14 protein-coding genes are annotated in these 22,317 nt (G+C 40.0%); 5 read left to right on the top strand and 9 right to left on the bottom strand.

Annotated features, from left to right (window positions below; genetic code table 11):
• The first annotated feature begins 175 nt into the window (after positions 1 to 175).
• Positions 176 to 4,219, top strand: coding sequence for a two-component regulator propeller domain-containing protein (locus ACN9MR_RS01130; RefSeq protein ID WP_426327825.1), 4,044 nt, complete (start codon positions 176 to 178; stop codon positions 4,217 to 4,219).
• Here ACN9MR_RS01130 and ACN9MR_RS01125 read toward each other — a convergent pair.
• Both ACN9MR_RS01125 and ACN9MR_RS01120 read right to left on the bottom strand, forming a co-directional pair.
• Entirely contained in the window at positions 4,216 to 5,058 is an 843-nt protein-coding gene (locus ACN9MR_RS01125; RefSeq protein ID WP_426327823.1) for a HEPN domain-containing protein, read from the bottom strand. The genes ACN9MR_RS01130 and ACN9MR_RS01125 overlap by 4 nt on opposite strands.
• Positions 5,033 to 6,208: a hypothetical protein gene (locus ACN9MR_RS01120; protein ID WP_426327821.1), complete on the bottom strand. Its 1,176-nt coding sequence runs from the start codon at positions 6,206 to 6,208 to the stop codon at positions 5,033 to 5,035. The genes ACN9MR_RS01125 and ACN9MR_RS01120 overlap by 26 nt, the downstream gene beginning before the upstream one ends.
• Before the next feature lie 97 nt (positions 6,209 to 6,305).
• Here ACN9MR_RS01120 and ACN9MR_RS01115 point away from each other — a divergent pair, with 97 nt between their 5' ends.
• On the top strand, positions 6,306 to 6,953 hold the full coding sequence (locus ACN9MR_RS01115) for a LexA family transcriptional regulator (protein ID WP_426327819.1): 648 nt from the start codon (positions 6,306 to 6,308) through the stop codon (positions 6,951 to 6,953).
• A gap of 188 nt (positions 6,954 to 7,141) precedes the next feature.
• Here ACN9MR_RS01115 and ACN9MR_RS01110 read toward each other — a convergent pair whose 3' ends face one another.
• The 3 genes from ACN9MR_RS01110 to ACN9MR_RS01100 form a co-directional block, all read right to left on the bottom strand.
• Positions 7,142 to 7,627, bottom strand: a complete 486-nt coding sequence (locus ACN9MR_RS01110) for a hypothetical protein (RefSeq protein ID WP_426327817.1) — start codon at positions 7,625 to 7,627, stop codon at positions 7,142 to 7,144.
• Positions 7,628 to 7,985: 358 nt separating this feature from the next.
• Positions 7,986 to 9,515, bottom strand: a complete 1,530-nt coding sequence (locus ACN9MR_RS01105; RefSeq protein WP_426327815.1) for a RagB/SusD family nutrient uptake outer membrane protein — start codon at positions 9,513 to 9,515, stop codon at positions 7,986 to 7,988.
• A gap of 10 nt (positions 9,516 to 9,525) precedes the next feature.
• Positions 9,526 to 12,807 carry a SusC/RagA family TonB-linked outer membrane protein gene (locus ACN9MR_RS01100; protein WP_426327813.1) on the bottom strand — a complete coding sequence of 1,094 codons (3,282 nt, stop codon included), beginning with the start codon at positions 12,805 to 12,807 and terminating at the stop codon, positions 9,526 to 9,528.
• A gap of 316 nt (positions 12,808 to 13,123) precedes the next feature.
• Between ACN9MR_RS01100 and ACN9MR_RS01095 the strand changes: the two genes are divergently transcribed.
• The 3 genes from ACN9MR_RS01095 (at position 13,124) to msrA (ending at position 16,669) form a co-directional block, all read left to right on the top strand.
• A complete protein-coding gene (locus tag ACN9MR_RS01095) occupies positions 13,124 to 14,371 on the top strand; it encodes a YdcF family protein (protein WP_426330210.1) in 1,248 nt (415 codons plus the stop codon).
• A 3-nt stretch (positions 14,372 to 14,374) separates the two neighbouring features.
• The gene (locus tag ACN9MR_RS01090; protein ID WP_426327811.1) at positions 14,375 to 15,250 is read left to right on the top strand and encodes a hypothetical protein; all 876 of its coding nucleotides are present in this window, start codon (positions 14,375 to 14,377) and stop codon (positions 15,248 to 15,250) included.
• Positions 15,251 to 16,180: 930 nt separating this feature from the next.
• Complete coding sequence (msrA, locus tag ACN9MR_RS01085) at positions 16,181 to 16,669, top strand: peptide-methionine (S)-S-oxide reductase MsrA (RefSeq protein ID WP_426327809.1); 489 nt, start codon at positions 16,181 to 16,183, stop codon at positions 16,667 to 16,669.
• A gap of 254 nt (positions 16,670 to 16,923) precedes the next feature.
• Here msrA and ACN9MR_RS01080 read toward each other — a convergent pair whose 3' ends face one another.
• The 4 genes from ACN9MR_RS01080 to ACN9MR_RS01065 form a co-directional block, all read right to left on the bottom strand.
• Positions 16,924 to 19,365: a bifunctional YncE family protein/alkaline phosphatase family protein gene (locus ACN9MR_RS01080; protein WP_426327807.1), complete on the bottom strand. Its 2,442-nt coding sequence runs from the start codon at positions 19,363 to 19,365 to the stop codon at positions 16,924 to 16,926.
• A 25-nt stretch (positions 19,366 to 19,390) separates the two neighbouring features.
• Entirely contained in the window at positions 19,391 to 20,230 is an 840-nt protein-coding gene (locus ACN9MR_RS01075; RefSeq protein WP_426327806.1) for a hypothetical protein, read from the bottom strand.
• Positions 20,231 to 20,246: 16 nt separating this feature from the next.
• Positions 20,247 to 21,089, bottom strand: a complete 843-nt coding sequence (locus tag ACN9MR_RS01070; protein WP_426327804.1) for a metallophosphoesterase family protein — start codon at positions 21,087 to 21,089, stop codon at positions 20,247 to 20,249.
• A 566-nt stretch (positions 21,090 to 21,655) separates the two neighbouring features.
• The gene (locus tag ACN9MR_RS01065; RefSeq protein WP_426327802.1) at positions 21,656 to 22,309 is read right to left on the bottom strand and encodes a LysE family transporter; all 654 of its coding nucleotides are present in this window, start codon (positions 22,307 to 22,309) and stop codon (positions 21,656 to 21,658) included.
• Positions 22,310 to 22,317: the final 8 nt, after the last annotated feature.

Genomic DNA, 22,317 nt, shown 5'->3' with positions numbered 1-22,317 from the left:
GTCTGTTTGTTAGGTTTAGCTTTAAAAAGCATTCCCCGCAGAACAAACTTATAGCATAGCCCATTTCGAAGGGGTATAATTTTCTAAACATTTAGGGGTAATATTCTAAATATTTGGCAAAAATGCTTTTAAACCATAATTTAGATTGCCAATAACAACTATAACCAATTATCTCATGCCTAAAGCTTTCCTGAAATTTTTGTGCTGTGCAGCCCTGTTTTTAGGATTTGTAACATCAGGAAAATGTCAACAACCAATTTTGTTCGACCACCTTGGTATAGAGAAGGGCTTATCACAAACTTCGGTACTGGCCATCTGCCAGGATAAAAAAGGATTTATGTGGTTCGGTACCCGAAATGGACTAAACCGTTACGATGGGTATAACATTAAAGTGTACCAATTTTCAGCGGCCGACTCCCTTTCCATATCGCATAATTATGTTGTAAGTCTTTTATCAGACTCGCATCAAAACTTATGGGTAGGTACCGATGCAGGTTTAAATAAGTATAATGAAAAAACGGATAATTTTGAGCGCATTACCGCCAGCCCTAAAGGCATTAGCAACAATATGGTTAATTGCATTACCGAAGATAAAAATGGAAATGTATGGCTTGGCACGCTTAACGGATTAAACTTAATTGTAAACGGGAACCTTAAAAAGATTAAGGTTTTTTTTAAGGATAAAATATACCATAACATCAGAACCATAAAGCAGGATCATGAAGGAAATATCTGGGTTGGAACATCCAGTGGCTTATTAAAAATGACTGTTAAAAATGGCGCTTACGAAACGGCTGTTTTTAAAAATGAGGGTAAAGCTGGCGATATCAGCGAAAATTATATCACGGGTATAATTGAAGATAGCCAGCACAAACTGTGGTTCAGCACGCAGGATAATGGTTTAAACCTGTATACCCCTTCAACCAATACCTTTAAAAATTTTAAACATTCAGATAGTCAACAGCATTCGCTTGTAAACAACACCATCCGCACCATGGTTTTAGACGATGCAGGCAAATTATGGATAGGTACATTGGATGGGATTAGCATAATGGACACCCAAAATTTTAACTGTACCAACTTACAGTACGATCCCGACAACAAAAAAAGCCTGTCGCAGAATTCGGTACATCGGTTGTATAAAGATCAGAACGGTTCCATCTGGGTGGGCACTTATTTTGGCGGTGTGAACATCAACTATCCGTATACCACAGCATTTAACATTTATAGCACCAATAAAAATACCTCAAGCATTAACAACAATGTGGTAAGTGCCTTTGCCGAAGATGAGCATAAAAATCTCTGGATCGGAACCGAAGGCGGTGGATTAAATTATTTCAACAGGCTAACAAAAACATTCACCGCTTTTAAAAACGATGGCCGCAGCAATTCGATTAAATCCAACCTCATTAAAAAAATAATACTCGATAAAACCGGTAAACTCTGGATAGGTACGCACTCCGGCGGACTTAATCTTTACGACGGCAAGAACCATACTTTTAAGCGTTTCGACTTTAGTGCGAAACAGGAAGATGTACCCGATGAAATTACTGCAGTGGCCGAAGATAAAAATGCACACCTATATGTAGCCACTCAACGTAACGGCGTCAAAATTTCCAATCCTGAAAAAACCGGATTTTACAACTTTCAGCTGCCTTCAATTTTTCCGAATTTACCAATAGTTAAAGCTTTAACGGTAACCGATCGCGTTTACTTCGGCACCACAAGCGGATTTAGCATTTACAACATTGATAAAAAAGAGTTTTACACTTTATGCGATGCAAAAACCAAAAAACCTTTAGATTATTATGTAAACGGCATTGCAGAAACAAAAAATAAAGAGGTTTATATCTGCACCAACAACAGAGGGTTAGTGCAGTACGATCAAAAAAAGAACAAAGTAATTTACTACACGATAAAAAATGGTTTACCGAACGATAATGTGCTGGGCCTTTTAGAAGATGACAATGGAAATCTATGGATAAGTACTGCCAACGGCTTATGCATGTTTAACAGGGAGCACAAAACCTTTAAAAACTATACCGTTGCCGATGGCTTGCCGGGAAACGAATTTAATACCAATGCCTTTTTTAAAAGCAGCAATGGCGAAATGTTTTTTGGTGGTTATAATGGCTTTATCAGCTTTTTTCCTAACCGCATACAAACCAATAATAAGGCTGCAGTCATGGTAATAACCGGTTTAAAAGTTGATAACAAACCAGTAAAAATTAATGCTGAGGACGGCCTGCTCGATGAAAATATTAGCTTAAAGGATAAGCTCGTTTTTTCTAACCATCAAAATACATTTAGTTTAAGTTTTGCCCTACTGAACTTTATTAAACCTGAAAAAAACCGCTATTCCTATAAATTAGACGGTTTCGAAAAAAACTGGAACGATGTAGATGTCCCAACGGCTGCTTATACCAATCTTCCTCCTGGCAACTACACTTTTATGGTTAGAGGTGTTAATAATGATGGCATTCCAAGTTCAAATATCCGTAAAATCGATATTACGGTAAATCCGCCATTTTATAGAACCTGGTGGGCCTACCTATTTTACTTTTGCGCTTTTGCAGCCATTTCCATTGTATTTATCCGTTATTTATTAATAAAAGCTGTACTAAAAAAAGAAAAAGAGATTAACGAGCATAAGCTCGAGTTCTTTACCAATATTTCTCACGAAATACGTACACCATTAACCCTCATTCTGGGTCCCTTAGATAAATTGATCGAAAATGCAAAAGATGATCCCGCCCTGAACCGGGATCTGCAACCAATAAAAAATAATGCCGACCGTTTAATGAACCTGGTTACCGAACTGCTCGACTTTAGAAAGGCCGAAAGTGGAAAAATGGCATTACATGTGAGTCCTGGCAACGTGGTAAAATTTTGCAGGGAAATATTTCTGGCTTTTCAGAACATGGCCATTGCTAAAAATATCGATTATCAGTTTGAAACCGAACACGCAGAAATTGAGCTTTATTTTGATAAAGTTCAAATGGAAAAAGTACTCTTCAACTTACTTTCTAATGCCTTTAAGTTTACACCTGTTAATGGAAAAATTAGCCTGAAAATAGAAACAGAAAAACAATTGCTCCATATTAAGATATCTGATAATGGCAAGGGTATTCCTTTAGAGAACCAGGCCAACCTATTCACCAATTTTTATCAGGCCAATGCCACTACAACCATTGGTACAGGTTTAGGCTTATCGTTCTCTAAAAGCATTGTAGAACTCCATCATGGCCAGATCAGTTTCGAAAGCATACCTAAAAACGACAAAGCCTTTGGCCATACGATTTTTACCGTAAGTTTAAAAATAGGAAAACAACATTTTAATACTAATGATTTTATAGCTGATTATGTTTATTATGATGATGCGGCAAACTATAATATACCCACTTTACCAGAAACAGCATCACTGGTAGAGGAACTTGCTGATGCGGTATCAACTGTAGAAAAAGAGAAACGCAGTATTTTACTAGTAGAAGACAACGAAGATGTAAGAGCCTTTATTAAACAGGCTTTAAGCCCCTCATACCAGATTTACGAAAGCGAAAACGGGGCTAAAGGCTTAGATTGTGCTTTAGAGCTGATTCCCGATTTAATTATCAGCGATGTAATGATGCCAGTGATGGATGGCCTGGAATTATGCAGAAAACTTAAAACCGATGAAAGAACAAGCCATATCCCTGTCGTTTTATTAACGGCAAGATCTGCTTATGTACATCAGGTAAACGGTTTCGAAAATGGTGCCGATGCCTATATTATGAAACCATTTAACTTAAAAATACTCCAACTGAACATCCAAAACCTGTTAAACGCCAGGGAAACAATTAAACAAAAGTTTGCGCAGGTAATTACACTGGAGCCTAAAAACCTGGTGGTTAACACTACGGAACAGAACTTTTTGAATAAAGTTATTCAGCTTATCGAAGACCGGATTGCCGATCCGGATTTTGATGTACCCACCCTATCTTCAGAAATTGGCATGAGCCAGCCTGTACTCTACAAAAAAATAAGGGCACTAACCGATCTTTCAGTAAACGACTTTATTAAATCGCTTCGGATAAAACGAGCAGCCCAATTACTTAAACAGGGCAAAGGAAATATTGCCGAAATAGCCTATGCAGTAGGTTTTAACGACAGGAAATATTTTAGTTCGGAGTTTAAAAAACATTTCGGCAAAACCCCGAGTGAGTTCATGAACAATGATTAGCCAACACGGATTTCGGCAACCTGCTGATCGAAATGATTGTTCATAATGGCCTGATAAACCTGTTCTGCAACATGATACAATACATCTACTTTTTCAAACAGACGTAATACATCTTGCTCACCGATTTTGTAATTATTTTCATACCGAACGGCCAGATAAGCCTCATCAAGCAAATGCAACAAACAAACCTCTTCTTCATCTTGGTTAAATAGCTCAGAAAGCGGTTTAATATAGGCTTTAACATACAATTGATGGGCATTAATACGGTGCGTTTTTTTATCCTTTCCCATTACCAAAATTTCAACGGCGCGGTACATTAAATCGAAAACCTGGTGCAGCATAAAAGCACAATGTTCGAAATTTTGTTGTTTAAAATAGAAATTGGCTCCAGATAAAAATTTGTTGGCCTTACTTGTTTCGTGTTGATAGGTGCTGCTAACCCGATCTGCAATGAACTCAGGTGCGCCACATTCAAGAAAACTTCCAGATCTAGTAAATAAACAATTTTGAGCTGCAGTAGCATAATAAAAAAACAAACTCCCGGCTAGCAAAGCCTGCTCAACTTCGTGCACATGGAAAACCCGATAACTAAATTCCATTTGCCCATTAAATACAATATTTAATACCGGCGTTAATTCATTTAAAATACGCACATGTTTAAACGAAACCATAATTAGCATTTCTCGCACCACTTTATCTGCAAAAAAATTATTGTGGAGATAAATATATTGAATGGGTACCGCAGCTGTAATGCCCTTTAATAAGTGCATTACAGTTTCTTCTTTTAGGGCACTATGGCTAAGGTTTAAGCATTTATTCCGCATAATGCCGCCTTTCATCTTTAATATCATCACTTAGTGAAGGATTACCGATCATCAGAAAAAAAGCTTCCATGATCATCAGCATGGCTTCATACTGTTCAAATAAAAATTCTTTATCCATCAGTTTAATGCTGCTCCCGGCACTAAATGCGGCATACAGCCACTCTAAAAGGCCCAGGCGCAACTGTTTAATTTTTTCAGGAATGAAAAAAGACATTACAAAGCGATAAGGATTTTCTATGTGTTCGGGCACCAGCGTATTTACTTCACAAAGGCCTTTGTTATACACTTCGGTTGTAATAAAACGATCTTCAGTAATTAACCCTTCAGGCAAGGCTTCCTGATAAATTAGTTTTTTGGTTGCAATTAAATAACCCGCATTAAGCAATTTCGTAAACTGGTTATACAGAAAAAAATAATCGGCAACATCACTTAAACGGTGCGCTTCTGATAAGGCCATTTTATACCATTTTTTCAGGTATGTTTTATGCCCTGCAAGGTTATCCAAACTAAAGAAAAATTCGATTGCCTTAAATGGATCATCAAATAATTCCTGATCGAAAGCCAAAGGCGATGTACTTTCGAACATGGCCATATGGTAATAGCGATCGATACTTTTAAAACTATTTTTGGTGATTAGCCTTTCGTGGATGAGCCAACAGGCCTCCAGCATTTTCATGGTATTCTCGTAAAACGCGGCAACATACTGATCCCAATCCAGATCGAGCTTATTTTCCAATCCGGCCAGTAACCATTCCTTGTAAACGATCTTATAGCTATCCGATTCAAAGAAGATAAAAATATCTAAAAAAGTAAATTTTGGGTTTTTCATTTCGCTCTTGCTCAACAACTTCGGGCAATAATCAAGTACAACCGATTCGCGTTCCAGATTACATTCATCTAGCTCAATCGCTTTTACAAAAGCAGTATCAGCTTCAATCCGGTTAAAAATTAAATCCGAATAATCGAACAGCGGCACCAGTTTTTCATAAAACCCCAATAGCTTTGCAGGATGCTTTTGCGGCGAATAATCGAATTCGTTTTGAGATGGGTTTAACCAGTTTTTTAAAAAATTTAAATGATGGCCTACACCATCTGATAAAAAAAAGCTTTCTATGGCATCAATAAATGCCATCGTTTCTTTTTTAAAATTTGAGTTCCCTTCCATAGCGTATATTTTTTAAATTATTATCTTAGCTAACGAATTTAGCAAAATAAAATAAGTTTAACTATATTTTATACACAAAACTTATTAACATACTACTATGAATGAGAATCAGCGCTTAAAGTCATTAATGGATTTATTGTATTTTAAAACCCAAAAAGATTTTGCTACCGCATTAAATATTAAACAGGGCTCTTTATCGGATATTTTAAGAGAAAGGGTTAATGTATCAAACGCTATTAAAGATAAACTCGAGCTTAAATTCGACGTAAATTTAACATGGCTTGAAAATGGAACGGGCGAACCCTTTTTTAAAAAGAAGCCAGGCGTTAACGAAAGCAAAGAGGGTGTTCCCTATTTCGATATGAGCCTATCGGATGCTAAAGATTTCCTGGTAGAAGAACAACGGGCAGAATACCTGGTAAATTACCTCCCTTTTAACGATTGTACAGCCTATTTACCCGTGTATGGCGATAGCATGTACCCTAAATATGCCGCAGGCGAAATTATCGCCATCAAAGAAATTACTAATTACGAAATTTTACAATGGGGCGAAGCTTATGTGGTGATGACGGATGAAGATAGTAACAGCTTACGTACCATAAAGCTAATTTTTCAGCACACCGATAATACCAAACTAATCCTCCGCTCTTCAAATCCCAATTTTAAAGGCGATACCGTAATCCGTAAAAAAAACATCCAGGCACTCTATATTATCAAAGGAAAAATTACACGGAATATTATTTAGCAGAACAGTTTTCAGTTCGAGTTTGTATTAAAAAATGTCATCCTGTCCAAAGGACTCCTACGGAGAGCTTGTCGAAGGACCTTGTTAAATATCTTTCAAAGCGTTTCGACGGGCTCAACGTGACAAATTTAGAGTGAATTACAAATATGAGAGAGATTCCCAAACTGGATCTGTGTCATCATCTTTAATCAGCGGGAGTATAAAAAAGGGTTCCCGCAGATCAGCAGATTTTCGCGGATTTTTAAAAAATCATTTACGCCACTTATTGAAGCATAGAATTGCTTAGCAGGTATAAAACTAGCAACTGCTAGTATAATGTTGTTAACTGCGTTAATAAAGCTACCTACCTCTCCGATAAAGTTGTTAACTGCGTTGATAGAACTGTTAACTGCAAGGATAAACCTACGAACTGCGAGTATAAAGTTGTTCACTGCGTTGATAGAACTGTTAACCGCAAGCAAAAACCTACGAACTGCGAGTATAAAGTTGTTCACTGCGTTGATAGAACTGTTAACCGCAAGCATAAACCTACGAACTGCGAGTATGAAGTTGTTCACTGCGTTGATAGAACTGTTAACTGCAAACTTAGAACTATTAACTGCTTTCATAATTCCGTCATCCGCAAGCATAAACCTAGCCATTGTAAACTGCCAATCCGATTCTGCGTTTATCATCTTAAATCAGCGGGAGTATAAAAAAGGGTTCCGCAGATCAGCAGATCAGCAGATTTTCTCGGATTTTAAAAAGCCATATAGGAGTTTGTTTATAAAATTGTCGTCCTAAGGGATAATTTATTGTATAAAAATCAATATAAATGACAGTGGGTTTAGGGAGATAAATGATCTCGAAGTATCGTCATTTCGACCGTAGTGGAGAAATCTTTTAAATTCGTTTCAATATTTGCTTCAAAGATCTCTCCATTCCGTTGCACTCCAGTCGAGATGACGACCCTTATTAAGAATCTGTCAATGAAAACTAAAAAAGCGGGCCGATCAATGATCAGCCCGCTTTGCTTATATATTTCCACCCCGCTTAGTATCCCGGATTCTGGTACATTTTAACCGGATCTAATTTCACCTCATCAAAAGGAATAGGATAATACCTGTCTTTTGTGGTTACGTTAGTCAGCTTAGCAATTCCATACGCCGACTGTGGTTTCGCTTTTAGGTAAGTAACCAACTCTGCAGCAGTAAAATTCCTGATTAAATCAAACCATCTTTGGTGTTCGAAAGCAAACTCTACCCTACGCTCGTGTAAAATAGCCAGTTTTAAAGTCGGGAATTTAGCGGCATAAGTGGCATCCGTTTTAGCTACTGTATAAAGTGGCATACCCGCTCTTGCCCTAACCATATCTAAATACTGAATAGCCACAGCATCATTGCCCTGCAACATATTAACTTCCGCAAGCATTAAAATTACATCAGCATAACGCATTAAAATCCAGTCGTTGCCTCCATAACCGTTTTTCGTAGCCAATTCACTCGCATCACGGAATTTGGTAATAAACCAATCTTTTACCGTAGCATCATTTGCAAACTTTACAGAAAAATCTTTCCTTAAATCACTTGATTCATATTCGTTAATAAGGTCTAGCTTCACATTACCACCGATACCGGTAGAAACCTTTAACGAATTAATGGTTTCTCCTTTCGCCTGGTTGTTGGCGGCGATGCTAGAGCTATAATTAATATCGCCCTGTTTGTAAGAAATCTGGAAAATCAATTCTTTACAGGTTGTTTTTTTCGTTACGTCGAAAACGTCAGTATAGGGAATTTCGGTAAGGTTCCCAAAAGCTTTCATATTATAGGCCGCCAAAAGGTAAGTATTGGCATTGCTTAGGTTTTCGGCCTTATTGTTTGGCAGGGTGGCCGCCATGGTTAAATAAACCTTGCCCAGATAGGCATTTATGGCGGCTTTAGATGTTCTTCCGATATTCGCCGTTGCCGGAAAGTTGGGTAACGTACTGTTTAAGCCGTCTTTTAAATCGGCTACAATTTGATTGTAAACATCCGCTTCAGGTGCGCGGAAAACAAAGGGCGTCACCTCTTCATTAGTTGATAATTGTTTTGTTACCAACGGTACCGCGCCCCACTTCCGTACCAGTTCGAAATACATAATGGCCCTTATGAATTTAGCTTCTGCAGCGTAATTTGCCTTATTAGCCTGAGTGGTAAAATTCGCTTTATCAATGTTGGATAAAATAAAATTAGTTCTGGTTACCGCATTGTAAAGGGCTAACCAATGGGCTTTCAGATAGGAGTTACTTGGCAGCAGGGAAAAATCGTTAAACTGAAAAGGTTCACCCGCATTACTCTGGTTATCATTTCTTCCGGTATCGTCAGAGCGTTCATCGGTAAATAAACCACTGTTCTCTCCCATAGTGTTGCTGCTTCTCAACGATTGATAAGCACCATTTACGGCCAGTAAAACATCATTTTCTGTTTTAAAATAATTTTCAGGCGCTACTGCATTTGGATTCTTTTGATCCAGAAAATCCTTTTTACAAGCACCAAGGCCAACCACAACAGCCAGGGCTAAAACGATATAAATATTTTTTCTCATGTTCTGAATTTTAAAAAGTTAATTTAATGCCAAGATTATAGGTTCTGGCTAGCGGATAGTTACCATAATCCACACCCGGAGTTAAGTTAGAACCTCCACTGTAATCAACCTCTGGGTTATAACCTTTGTAATCGGTAATGGTAAAGGCGTTATCTACACTGGCATAAACGCGGATATTATTCACTTTAAGCGTACTGGCAAGCGATTTTGGGAAAGTATAACCCATGGTGATGTTGGTACACCTGAAATAAGAACCATCCTGAATGTAGAAAGACGATAAACGTGTGCTATTGCTCTGCGTACCCGCCCTCGATGCGCGGTAGTTTAAGCCGCTACCGGGATTTGACTCGTTTCTGTAACGGTCGGCTACTTCGACATACTGATTTCCCGAACCTTCAAAATTATAAAGGTAATAATCCTGACCATCCAACACCTGGTTTCCATACGATCCGTTGAAAGATGCCCTTAAATCAAACGTTTTGTAAGAGGTGTTTAAGGCAAAGCCATAGGTAAATTTCGGATATGGTGTACCGATTACGGTTTTATCTGCATCGTTGACGATTCCATCTCCATTGGTATCCTGGAAATATAAATCTCCGATTTTTGCAGGATTGGTTGCTGAAGCAGAAGGCGCAACCTTCCCGACATTATCTGCCGTCAAACGACCTAAAACCTTAAATCCGTAGAACATCCCTACAGGCTGTCCTTCTTGTGTAATGTGCGTTAAATATGAACGCTCGGCGCCATTGGTTAAAATGGTACTCGCACCGCCCATATTTAATACTTTGTTCCGGTTAACGGCAATATTCCCGCTTAAGCCCAAGGTAAAATCCTGGTTTTGGATAATTCTTCCATCCAACTGTAAATCGAAACCTTTATTGCGGATTTTGCTGTCGGCCAGATTGGTCAGGATAGATGAGGTACCTGAAATTCCGGAAACCGGCTGATTGAACAACAGGTTGTAAGAATAACTCAGGTAATAATTGGCGATAATGGATACACGGTTGCGGAACAAGCTGATATCAGTACCAAAATTATATTGCGAAGTAGATTCCCACCCCAATTTTGGATCCTGGATGGCATTTGGCCAGATGGCGGTAGAAATTGCGTTTCCAAAAACCACCCCACCCGTTGCACTCATTTCCTGCTCGGTTCTGTAATTCGGAATATTGTTATTCCCGCTTAATCCCCAGCTCGCCCTTAACTTAACAGTAGATTGTTCACCAAGAAAACTGTTGTAGAAATCTTCTTCCGAAAGGTTCCATCCTGCAGCTACTGAAGGGAAATTACCGTATTTATTAAACGGACCAAACCTCGATGAACCATCGCGGCGAAACGAACCGGTTAAAAAATATTTGCCAGCATAGTTATAACTGAAACGGCCAAAATAAGAAAGTAAGGTATTGGTGGCTTTACCTGTTTTATTCGATCCATCGGTTATTAAAGTTAAAAATCCTGCATCAGCGCCTTTATCTGTAATTTCACCAATATTATCGTTCTGGAAACCACTGGCAGAAATACGGATCAGGTCGCTGGTTGTTTTTTGAGCAGAATATCCTCCAAGCACATCAATCTTATGTTTACCAAGGGTTTTATTGTAGTTTAGGGTAAACTCACCAAGCTGATCTACCTGACTAAGCGTTTGTGCAATGGCATTTGCTGCAGATATCGCAGCAGTAGAATAAGGCGGATTATTACCATTGCTTAAACTGGTTGGCAGATAAAAATCATATTTCTCATTATAGGTTTGCGTTCCCAAATTGGCTTTAAAATCCAGTCCATCCAATATTTTATAAGTGGCATTTGCATTATAGGTACTTCTGGTACCCTTTCTGGTAATTTTTACTTGTTCAACTGTAGCCAACGGATTCTCAGGATTTTGAATACCATATTGAGAGGCTAAAGCCCCCATGCCAAACTGGATCGGATTTCCATTGGCATCCCTTGCCGGCAGATAAGGCAGGTAGATCAAAGCCGACATCATCGGGCTTAAATCGTAACGACCTTCCCTCACCTCGCGGTTATCGTTCTGGGTATACGAAATATTTGCGCCTACACGTAAACGCTCGCTCACCTTGCCATCAATATTCCCCCTAAAGTTCGTTACTTTTTGGTTGGTGTTGGTTACAATTCCATCATTGTTCTGGTAACCGCCACTTAAAAAATATTTTACATCTTTGGTACCGCCAGAAAATGAAAGGTTATGGCGTTGAAAAGCTGCATTGCGGTAAAGCTCATCCTGCCAGTCGGTATTATAAGCCGCAGGGATAGCCTGTTGTGTGCTGAAATTATAAAGATCGGCCGGAATACTTACACTACTGCCATTACCCACGTTGGCGATACGGGTAGCATTGTTATCACCGAACATGGCATCGTTCCAGGTTTTCCCTGAGTTTACCCATAAATCTTTATAGGCATTGTTACGTCCGTCGATTAAAAGCTGGATAAACTGGTTGGCATCTAACAATTTTACTTTTTTGGCCAACTGAGAAATACCACCCTGAACATCATATTCAAACTTTCCTTTTCCATCCGTACCCCTTTTGGTGGTAATCAACACAACCCCACCCGATGCCCTTGAGCCATAAATGGCAGCAGAAGCCGCATCTTTTAAAATGTCGATGGTTTCAATATCCTCCGGATTGATGGATACGTTGTTGCCTGCGGGATAACCGTCAATTACGTATAAGGGATCTGAACTGGCGTTAATCGAACCGATTCCCCTCACCCTGATTTTGGTACCCGAATATGGTGCACCACTGGTTTGCGATACCTGCACCCCTGCAACCTTACCAACCAATGCCTGGCCAACAGTAGGAGAAGTTAAATTCATTTCGCTGGCCTTCACACTGCTAATAGCACCGGTTACATCCGATTTTCTGATCTTCTGGTAACCAATAGCCACAACCTCATTTAGGGTATTGCTGCTTTCTTTTAAAGCAACATTAATATTCTGGCGGCCACTAACCGCAACTTCCTGATTATCATAACCAATATAAGAGAATACTAAAACTGCACCTTCTTCTACATTAATGGAATATTTACCATTGGAATCGGTAACGGTTGTTTTTTTTGTTTTCTTTTCTAAGACACTTACGCCTGGTAAGGGTTGGTTATTTTGGTCGGTAACTATTCCGCTTACCGTGGCAAATGCTCTATTATTAAAGCCCGAAGCAGTTACTTCATGATTAATCGCTGTTGCACTGGAATTACAGATGGCCAGTAAGCCTAAAGGCAAAAGCAATTTCCGGCAAGCACTTTTCATACTTGCGGTTAAAAAAAATGATGTCATCTTTTTGTTCTTAGTAATGGTTTTGAAATATAATTGGGATTTGTTTTTTAGTAGAAGTGTAGATTTCACATTTACATAGGCTTATCCTTTAAGGTTAACAAGTAATTTTTGAGCGTTCTACAGCGGCAAAAGTAACGGTGTACTTTTAACACGATGTATCTATTATGTTAACTCTATACACCAATTTTAACTGGCACTTTAAATTAATATTAAGCTACATTAGACAGATAATAATCGTTTTATTTAACCATCAAAGCATAACATCTTGTTAATGTTTCTTTAATGGCCAATCTTTAAGTTTGCTTCCAAAACTTTGATGAAATCCCTTTATACCTTCTTTGTGTTCTGCCTTTTTTGGCAGGGCTTATCTGCACAAGATTTAACAAACCAGTCTTATCAGTTAATAAAGACCAGGAACGAAGTACAGTACAAAAATTATTACCTGCTTACACTTTTTGAGCAATTGCCCGAACTGCGCAAAATGCTGAGCACAGATACAGCATTCAGCAACATTTACAAAACAAAAACGGCACAGGTAAATGAAGCTGTGAAAACCTGTAAAGCCGATATTAGCTGTTATGCAAAAGCTTTAAAATTCAACAATGAGGAAATAACCCGTATCGGAAACCGTTTAGCACTGCTTTATACAGAAAATAATCCATTGGGAAATTTGGTAAAAAATCATCTTATCCCATCAGGTTGTTATGCCATGTTTGCCAAAGAACAACGCAAAACCCTTTTAGTAAAAGCATGGGAACAAGATGCCAGTGCCATAAATTATGCAATTGGTGTATACGTAGAAGGAAACAAGCCCAACTACCCCAAAATAGATTCGATCAGTTTTAACTTAAAGGATAAAACGTTTGCAGAACTTACTTCGGCAAGTGCACTATTAGCCCTGCAGGGCAATAATAAGCTCTTTTTCGAACCTGCCATGTTATTTGCATTGGAAGCGTTGGAATTAAATGAACGCAATGAGGCCGCCGATTACGAGCCGATGGCAAAAGGTGTAAACCTTGCCGCGGTTAACCAGATCAAAAAAACAGACTGGAAAAAATATCCTTACAGCGTAATCCTGGTTCCGGGTGCTGGCCCGGAAGAAAAAGATGTTGCACTTAGCCCGGGCGGAATGATCCGTTGCCGCTTAGCAGCCTTGCAATACCAGAAAGGCATGGCACCATTTATCGTGGTTTCTGGTGGACGTGTACACCCCTACAAAACCAAATTCAGCGAAGCATACGAAATGAAGAAATTTTTAATGGAAACCCTTCAGATACCCGAAAGTGCCATTATCATGGAGCCGCATGCCCGCCATACCACCACCAACATGCGTAACTGCGCAAGGCTGATGTTTAGGTACGGAATGCCCGCAGATAAACCAGGTTTAGCCTGTACCGTAAAATCGCAGAGTTATAATATCACCAATCTGCTCCCCGAACGTTGCAAAAAAGAACTCGGCTACTATCCTTATAAAAACGGAAAACGTTTAAGTGATACCGAATCAGAATTCTACATCAATACAGCTTCGTTGCAGATTGATTTTGATGAACCTTTAGATCCTTAGTTTATGAAAACATTAAACCCAATTTTAGTACTGATTGTGATGTTTTTTGTGGCCAGATACAATAAAACAGAAGAAAAGATCACAAAAACAATTACAATTGATTCGTTAGGTGCCTGTCAGGGTATTTCTTACCAGAACGGACGGTATTTTCTTTATGGCGATAGAGAAGTGGGCATCATGCGCGAATACCAGCTCCGGAAAGACTCTTTGATTTATCAGCACAAGGAATACAAATTCACCGTTAAAGGCGAAAATATCATCAAACATCCCACTGGGATTGCCTATCACAAAGGCTTACCAACTTTTGTGGGTAATTCGGTAAAGCAAAATGCCGCAGGCACCATTTGGAAAGCAGTGATTAACTGCATCAACTGGAAAGGGTTTTTAAAGACGAAAACATTGGATGGAAATTTGGTAAAATCTATTGAAGATGATGCCTGTATCCAGGGTACACGGCCTGAATATGTAAATTACAAAGGCCAATGGTTCGTTGCAACGGCCGATTATGGCAATAAAGCCAATGAAGTACGTTTATACAATCCCGAAGCCTTAGCAAAAGCCGATAAAACAAGTGAAAAGGGAATTCTCTTTAAAAAATTTGCCTGCTCACCATGGGTCCAAAATCTACATTGGATTGCAGATAAAGGTATTTTGGTTTTAATCCAGAACCAAATTGAAGGACGTAAATGGAGACTGACCTTTCTTGATCTGGAAAAATCGCTCGCTAACGGTCAGGAAGCTGTCATCAAAGTAATAGACACCGATAAACCGGATGAACTGGAAGGTTTTACCTTTACAGGTCAGGCCGATAAAGGAATTGCCGTAAGTTCTTCGCGCAAAAACAATGTAAGTTTTATGAATTTTGCGTTTGGCGGGTAGCGTCTGGCGGTAAGCTCAGCAATAAATAGCATTTCGTCCTATCGGTTGGTGTCTCACCGACCGAAAACGGATTTGTTAGTATGTTGAAATTAGGAAAGGAATGGCCTGTGGTTCTTGGCGGCTCTCTGTCCCGCCATCCGCTGTAGCTCCGATGAATCCCGATGTAAAATCGGGGGGAGGCTGCCGCTGCTGTCGGGTTTATAAACAAAGGTGGTGCTCCTGCAAACCCACAAATAAAAAGCCGCAGTACCTCATTAGCCCCGGTTGAAGCGTTACCCTGCAGCGACGAGGTACGAGGAAGCGAAGCGTATAAGCGTAAAACGGGAAGAAATTTAGTGTCTTACAGAAGCCTTGCGCTCCGAAACATAAGCTTGCAGTCGCCCCAATTTGTCAGTCTGAGCGTAGTCGAAGACCTTTAGATGCGTTCAATCATGTGAGGAATATAACACTATGTAAGTTTATGCAGCAACATGATCCTTCGACTACGCTCAGGATGACAAAAGCGGCTTATCCTATCGGTTGATGTCTCACCGACCGAAATTGTATATTCAGAATTAGAAAATGGAGGGCTTGTGGTTCTTGGCCGCTGGTAGCCCCGCTTTTCATTACAAGTCCGTGCTCGTTCCTCGCTACGTGCTTTCCATTACAATCGGGTTTATAAACAAAGGTTGGTGCTCCTGCAAACCCACAAATGAAAAGCTGCAGTACCTCATTAGCCCCGGTTGAAGCGTTACCCTGCAGCGACGAGGTACGAGGAAGCGAAGCGTAAAAGCGGAAGACGGGAAGAAATTAAGTGTATTGCAGAAGCCTTGCGCTCCAAAACATAAGCTTGTGGTTGCCTAAATTTGTCAATAACTTACAACTATCCTTCTTTACTTTCCCTTTACACATCTTCACCGTATCTTTATTAATCAAAAAAAAGGAAGATATATGAATACTGAAAAAGCCATTCTTGCTGGCGGCTGCTTTTGGGGAGTAGAAGAACTGATCCGTCATTATCCCGGAGTTATGTCAACAGTCGTGGGATACACTGGTGGTGATGTTCCCAATGCCACTTACCGGAACCATGGCACACATGCCGAAGCCATTGAAATTACTTTTGATCCAACTGTTTTAACCTATCGCAAATTATTGGAATATTTCTTTCAGATCCACGATCCGAGCACACGCAACAGGCAGGGAAATGATGTGGGAACCTCGTACCGTTCAGCTATTTTTTATAATAGTGAAGAACAGAAAAACACTGCCAATGCATTAATTGCCGAACTTGATGCGTCTGGCAAATGGCCTGGCAAAATTGTAACGGAGGTGGTACCTGAAACCGATTTCTGGAATGCGGAAGAAGAACACCAGGATTATTTACAGAAAAACCCTTATGGTTACACCTGCCATTTCGAAAGACCGGACTGGAAATTGTAAGGATAAATAGCTCAAAAAATCCGTCATTGCGAGGCACGAAGCAATCCTAATGCTTTAGCACAGCGATCGTTGTAAGATTGCTTCGTGCCTCGCAATGACGATCAATTTAAAAAAGGCAATTTCCAATTGAAAATTGCCTTTTTGTTTAAAATAGGACCATGACCTAACCCATCCCCGTGGTCTGTGTCCCCACAGACCACCTAGATCCATAGAAAAAATTTATCCATTTCATTGCGTTTCAGGAGGATCATGACCTAATCATCATCATCTTTTTTCTTTTTCTCGAGGATTACAAAGGCACTCCGCTTTGGGGCTGGCATTACAGATTGTTCCCCTTTAACCGATTTCCACACCACCTCGTTTAAATCTAAATCCGGTGCCGAATCTTCCTTTGCAAAATTGAACAGTTCAGAACGTCTGCTGCTCTCATTCACCGCCACATTCCGCGTATCTAAATCTATAAGTGGCTGAATCACGTTATAAGGTGTAAAATCAGGCGTAGCGGTAAAACATTCGTACAGAGGCATGGCAGCAGCATCGTACTGGCTCATTGGGGGTAAACCTAAAATAAGCTCCATTGTCCTTAAAAATCCGGAAGTAGAATACATGGTATGAACAGGCGTATTCCGCTTAACATAAGGACCAACCACATAAGCTGGCGAACGGTGTGCATCAACATGGTCGGGTCCGTTCTGCGCGTCGTCTTCCAATATAAAAACAACCGACTCTTTCCAGATTTTGCTATGCGATAAATGCTCCAAAATACGGCCTACGGCTAAATCGTTATCGGCAACCGCGGCCTGTGGCGAGTATTTACCTTTCTTTTGTCCGCTGGTATGATCGTTAGATATTCTTAAAGTATTAAACTGTGGTACAACACCTGCAACCAATAACGAATCGAAATCATGTTGCCATGCATCTACCCGCACCTGGTCTTTAATATCCATATCAAAACCTGGCGAAGCGGTGCACATATGGCCTTGCAGCGATTTAATATTCGCTTTGCCATAATCGCCAAACTCACCGTAACTGCGGTAGCTTACCCCCGCTCTCTGACAGTAATCCCAGATAAAACCACCTTTAGGATAGGTAACCGGTCGGCCGCCTTCAAAGGTAGTACTTCCGCCGCGAGCACCATAACTGGTTGGCCAGGTTTTCTCAACTACATCTGTAGCGTAAGCAGCCATGCTCCAGTTGTGTCCATCGGCACTTACCTCTGCATCAACATAGAAATTATCAAGCAGTACATAGTTTTCGGCAAAGGCATGCTGATTAGGTGTAATTTTTCTACCAAACAATGTTAATGTAGAATCGCCGTTTCCTTTTGGCATATCGCCAAGCACCTGATCGTAGGTTCTGTTCTCTTTAATGATATAAAAAACATGTTTAATGGGCGATTTCTCTCCCTGTTTACGCGGAATAGGGTTTCCAGCTTCACCATCGGCCATAATCGTCCGCTTATCGGTAAAGGGTGTATTGGCATAAACCTGTTTGGTATATGCTTTTAACTGCTCAGGTTTTGGTGCATCAATAAAAGATAAGGTTCCTTTAAACAAACCCGCAATATATTGCAACCGGCTATTGGCTGTACTGCCCATATGGTAACCGCTGTTATCTACTTTAGAAATGGGTTGTGGCCCCTGAGGGTTGGCCATAGGCGTATTTCCTTTACCGTTTGTAACCAAAATTTTCGAACCCAAAACCTTTACACTTGTTGGGTACCAGCCTACCGGGATAAAGCCCTGGCTTAAACTTAGCCCAGGTTTGCTCACGTCAAAAACAGCCAAACAGTTGTTATCTGCATTGGCGATATACAAAGTTTTTTCGTTGGCACTCAAAGCCAAACCATTAGTGGTAGAACCTGTTAGCTGTGTGGCATAAAGGGTAGTAGCAATGGTTTCGATTACCTTATTGTTTAAAGTATTAATTACCGAAACGGTATTATCGTTCGCATTGGCTACGAATAAAATATTTCCTTTTTTATTAAGCAATAGTTCGTTTGGATGATCGCCTACAGGAATGCGCTGTGAAATGCTTTCTGAAGCCAAATCGATGACCGCAACAGATTTGCCACCCCAGAGCGAAACGTATAATTTACTTTCATCTGCCGATAAAACACAACTGTAGGCAATTGCAGGTAGCTGGATTTTTTTCAGGATCTGCTTTTCTGTGGGGTTGATAATGTATAAACTGCTGTCTTCTTTGGTTACCGTATACAACTTACTGTTGTCTTTGTTTACAACAATCCCCGCCGGACTGATTTTTCCTTTTGGCCAAATGGGACCTAGTTTAATCGTATCGCTTTTGCCAAGTTTATTGTTCTGGATATTAAAATCTAAAATCCAGTTGTCGTTTCCGCCTGAGGCATACAGGTGCTTTTCGTCTTTACTAAAAGCAATGCCGTACCAGGATTTACTGAGCACTTTTTCATCTATAATCTTTTCTGTTTTGGCATCAAGCAATTGCAGCGACTGGGTGCTTTGCCCGTTGTTGGTAATGGCAAGATATTTACCCGAAGTGCTCAACTGCATATTTAAAGGCAGATCGCCCAATTGCAGCGAATGCCCTGCCGGACTCAGCTTCCACCCATTCGGCAATAAAATCTGCTGGGTACTTTCATTTTTGCCAGGCCATTGTGCAAATCCTTTTTGGATAAACAGAAAACCGAATAATATAAATAGGTATGTTTTTTTCATTTTCTTAAATTGATTTAGCACCACCTTAGCGATGAAGATTAAAATTAACCAGGGCCCTGATGGTATAGCCATTGCCTGAAGCTACGGAACCGATTTCGCGGATGGCTTCTGATGGGATTACCTGACTACGGGTTGCATAAAAAACAGGCCCACCAGAAAGAGAGAATGAAAGTTTCGAATGGTTTGGTTCCAGATTGATTGATGGCCCGATCATTACCTTTGCGCCACCTTCTGCCTCATCCTTTTCCCAAAAGCCTTCTAAATCTTGACCTAAGGCTTCGAAGCCAAGGTATAAAACATTAGAAACACGATGCTGATACCCGAAACTGCTTATAAAATCGAGCTTATCCCTGGTTTTATCGAAAGCTTTTTCGAAACGAAGGTTACCCGCCATTCGCCAGTTTGTCTGATCGAACGAAGCGGTAATCCGACTAATCGCCGAACCAATACTCGACCAATCTCTGCTTAAGCCTAAACCAGCACCTAACCTAAAGCCAGTAATGCCTTTACCACCCACTAAATCCCTGATCACTTCAGCCTGTTGCGCAGAGGTTACACCTCCTGAATTGGCAAAACCGATTGCTGCGGTGGCATACAAGGTTAACCTGCTGCCTAAATATCCTTTAACACCAAACTGTTGCCCTAAGCCGTCATAACCGAACTGTCCATTGGTTCTTTCGCCATAACTTCCTGAATAATGAATATTCCAACGGGGATTTTCTGCGGTTAAGGTGTTCAGCGAAAACAGAAAGGGCTGAGCGGCATCAGTTCCTGTTCTGATTTCAGGTGCAGTCTCATTTATTTTTTGTGCTGCACAGTTTAAAACGGCACCAGCAAAAATGAGCATCAAAAATGTCTTTTTCATTGCAATAATCTATCAATTAAAATTTGGTTTCATTTAATAACGGCGATTGACTTGCATTTACCTGATAAGTTTGGATCTTATCATTTTCATCAACCTCTACAATCCGGTAACCTTTATAGGCTGTGCCCCAGTTTCCGCCTATGTGCGCATCAAAAAAGTGTGGCAGTTTATCCGTATAAAAAACAGCATCAAGGCTGTGGTCGTGTCCATGAAATACAGCCTTTACATTGGCATAACCATGCAACAGTTTAATCGTATCCGGACAGTCTACAAAAGGGCTTTCGGGCACCCAGAAATGAGGGGGAATGTGCAACACCACGAAAACAGTTTTCAGGTTTTTAAACTTATCGAGCTCCTGTTTTAAAAAATCGTTATTAGGACATAAATAAGTGCCTTTTGTATCAGAAGTATTGGCCAAAACAAAACCTACTCCATTTTTTTCGAAAGAAAAGTTATCCTCGTAACCAAAAACCGATTTCCAGATCTTTGCATCGGCATGATCGTGGTTACCCGGAATGGCGTAAAAAGGAACTTTAAGTTTATCGTAATATTCTTTTTTCACTTCTGACAATAGTTCCGGGCGATCGTGTACAAGATCTCCGTTAATAATCACAAAATTGAGTGGATTTTTATCATGCGATTCATTTAACCACTTCACAATATTCTCATGGTGCAGCTTGTACTCCGTTCCAGGCTGACCATAATGTCCATCGGATGCGATGGCAAAACGCAACTTAGGAGCTTTGCCCGATCTGGCAGTTGCGGTGTGTTCTTCAGCAAATGAAGAAAGAACCGGAGAAATACTGGCCACTACAGCAGCAGCCAAACTATTTTTCAGAAAAAATCGTCTGTTAGACATAAGGATAAGATATGTTTTGTATCAAAGCCCAATATTAGCTTGATCAGGCTTCTTAAACATAAATTTAATGTTATGATTAGGTTAACCGAAGCGTATCTGTGTATCAATTTTATAACAGAAAGATTCAACGATTGCTATGTTGAGGTCATTTAACTGCAGTATCATGAGACTTCGACAAGCTCAGACTGATAGTTGAAAAAGGATTTATTTTTTTGCAAATACAAAAGCATATGTCATCCTGAGCCTGTCGAAGGACCTTTAATAGATCATTTAAGAAGTTCCCATTCCTCGGTCTGTGTCCTCACAGAACGAAAAGCAAATAATTTCTTTATAATGAGTGCTTGATAAAAACCAACTTGAAGCTCTGTGACGACACAGACCTTGGATTAGGCTAGAGATCATTAACCTACGGTATCTTACCTTGGGTCTTCGACAAGTTCAGGCTGATAATTAAAAAGGAGCGATTATTTATTTTTGGTAAAAGACCCAAACGGATGTCATCCTGAGCCTGTCGAAGGACCTTCAACATATTAAGAAGATTCTTTCTACTTCTCGGGCAAACAATGTTATAGAATAATAATTGCCTGTTTTATCACCATATAAGCTGCTAATGCGAACAAAAATATCGCTATCGATTTATTGATAATTAAACTGCTCAGTGCAAACTTTTCCTGAATATAGGTTGCAAAATGCGCATATAAGTAAAGTGCGAGTGTAGAACCAACGCCCGAGCCCAAACTAAAAATCACTAATGAAAGGTAATCAGTTTTAATCCATTGGTGTAAGATCACATAATTACCGAAAAATAGCCAAAACGGAATCTGAACAGGGTTTAGCACCCCTAAAATTAATCCGTATAAAACGCTTCCACTACGTTTATCCTCTTTGGCATTACTTGTTTTAGGTACTTTTTTACGGTTTTTCCAGGTAATGGTACCCATCACCAAAAACATCACGATCATAAAACAATCGACTAAGGTACTTAAGCGCACTTCGCTTACAGCCTCGTTCGGATTGATATCGCTCATGGCCCAGCGGGCAAAACGCATCATACCAAAGGTAAAAAACACTTCTACACACGAGAAGGAAAGAATAAAGTACCAAACCTGCCGCATGCCCTTGTTAATAGCAAGCTGTGCTACGGTGAGATTAATATTACCCGGGGGAATATAGCCCATGGCATTGAGAATGATGCCGATGAAAAACGTTAGAAAAAGCATTGCCGAAA

Origin of the sequence: Pedobacter sp. R-06 (assembly GCF_049913135.1) — a bacterium.
Classification (GTDB): Bacteria; Bacteroidota; Bacteroidia; order Sphingobacteriales; family Sphingobacteriaceae; genus Pedobacter.
This window is presented reverse-complemented; position numbering and strand designations above follow the sequence as displayed.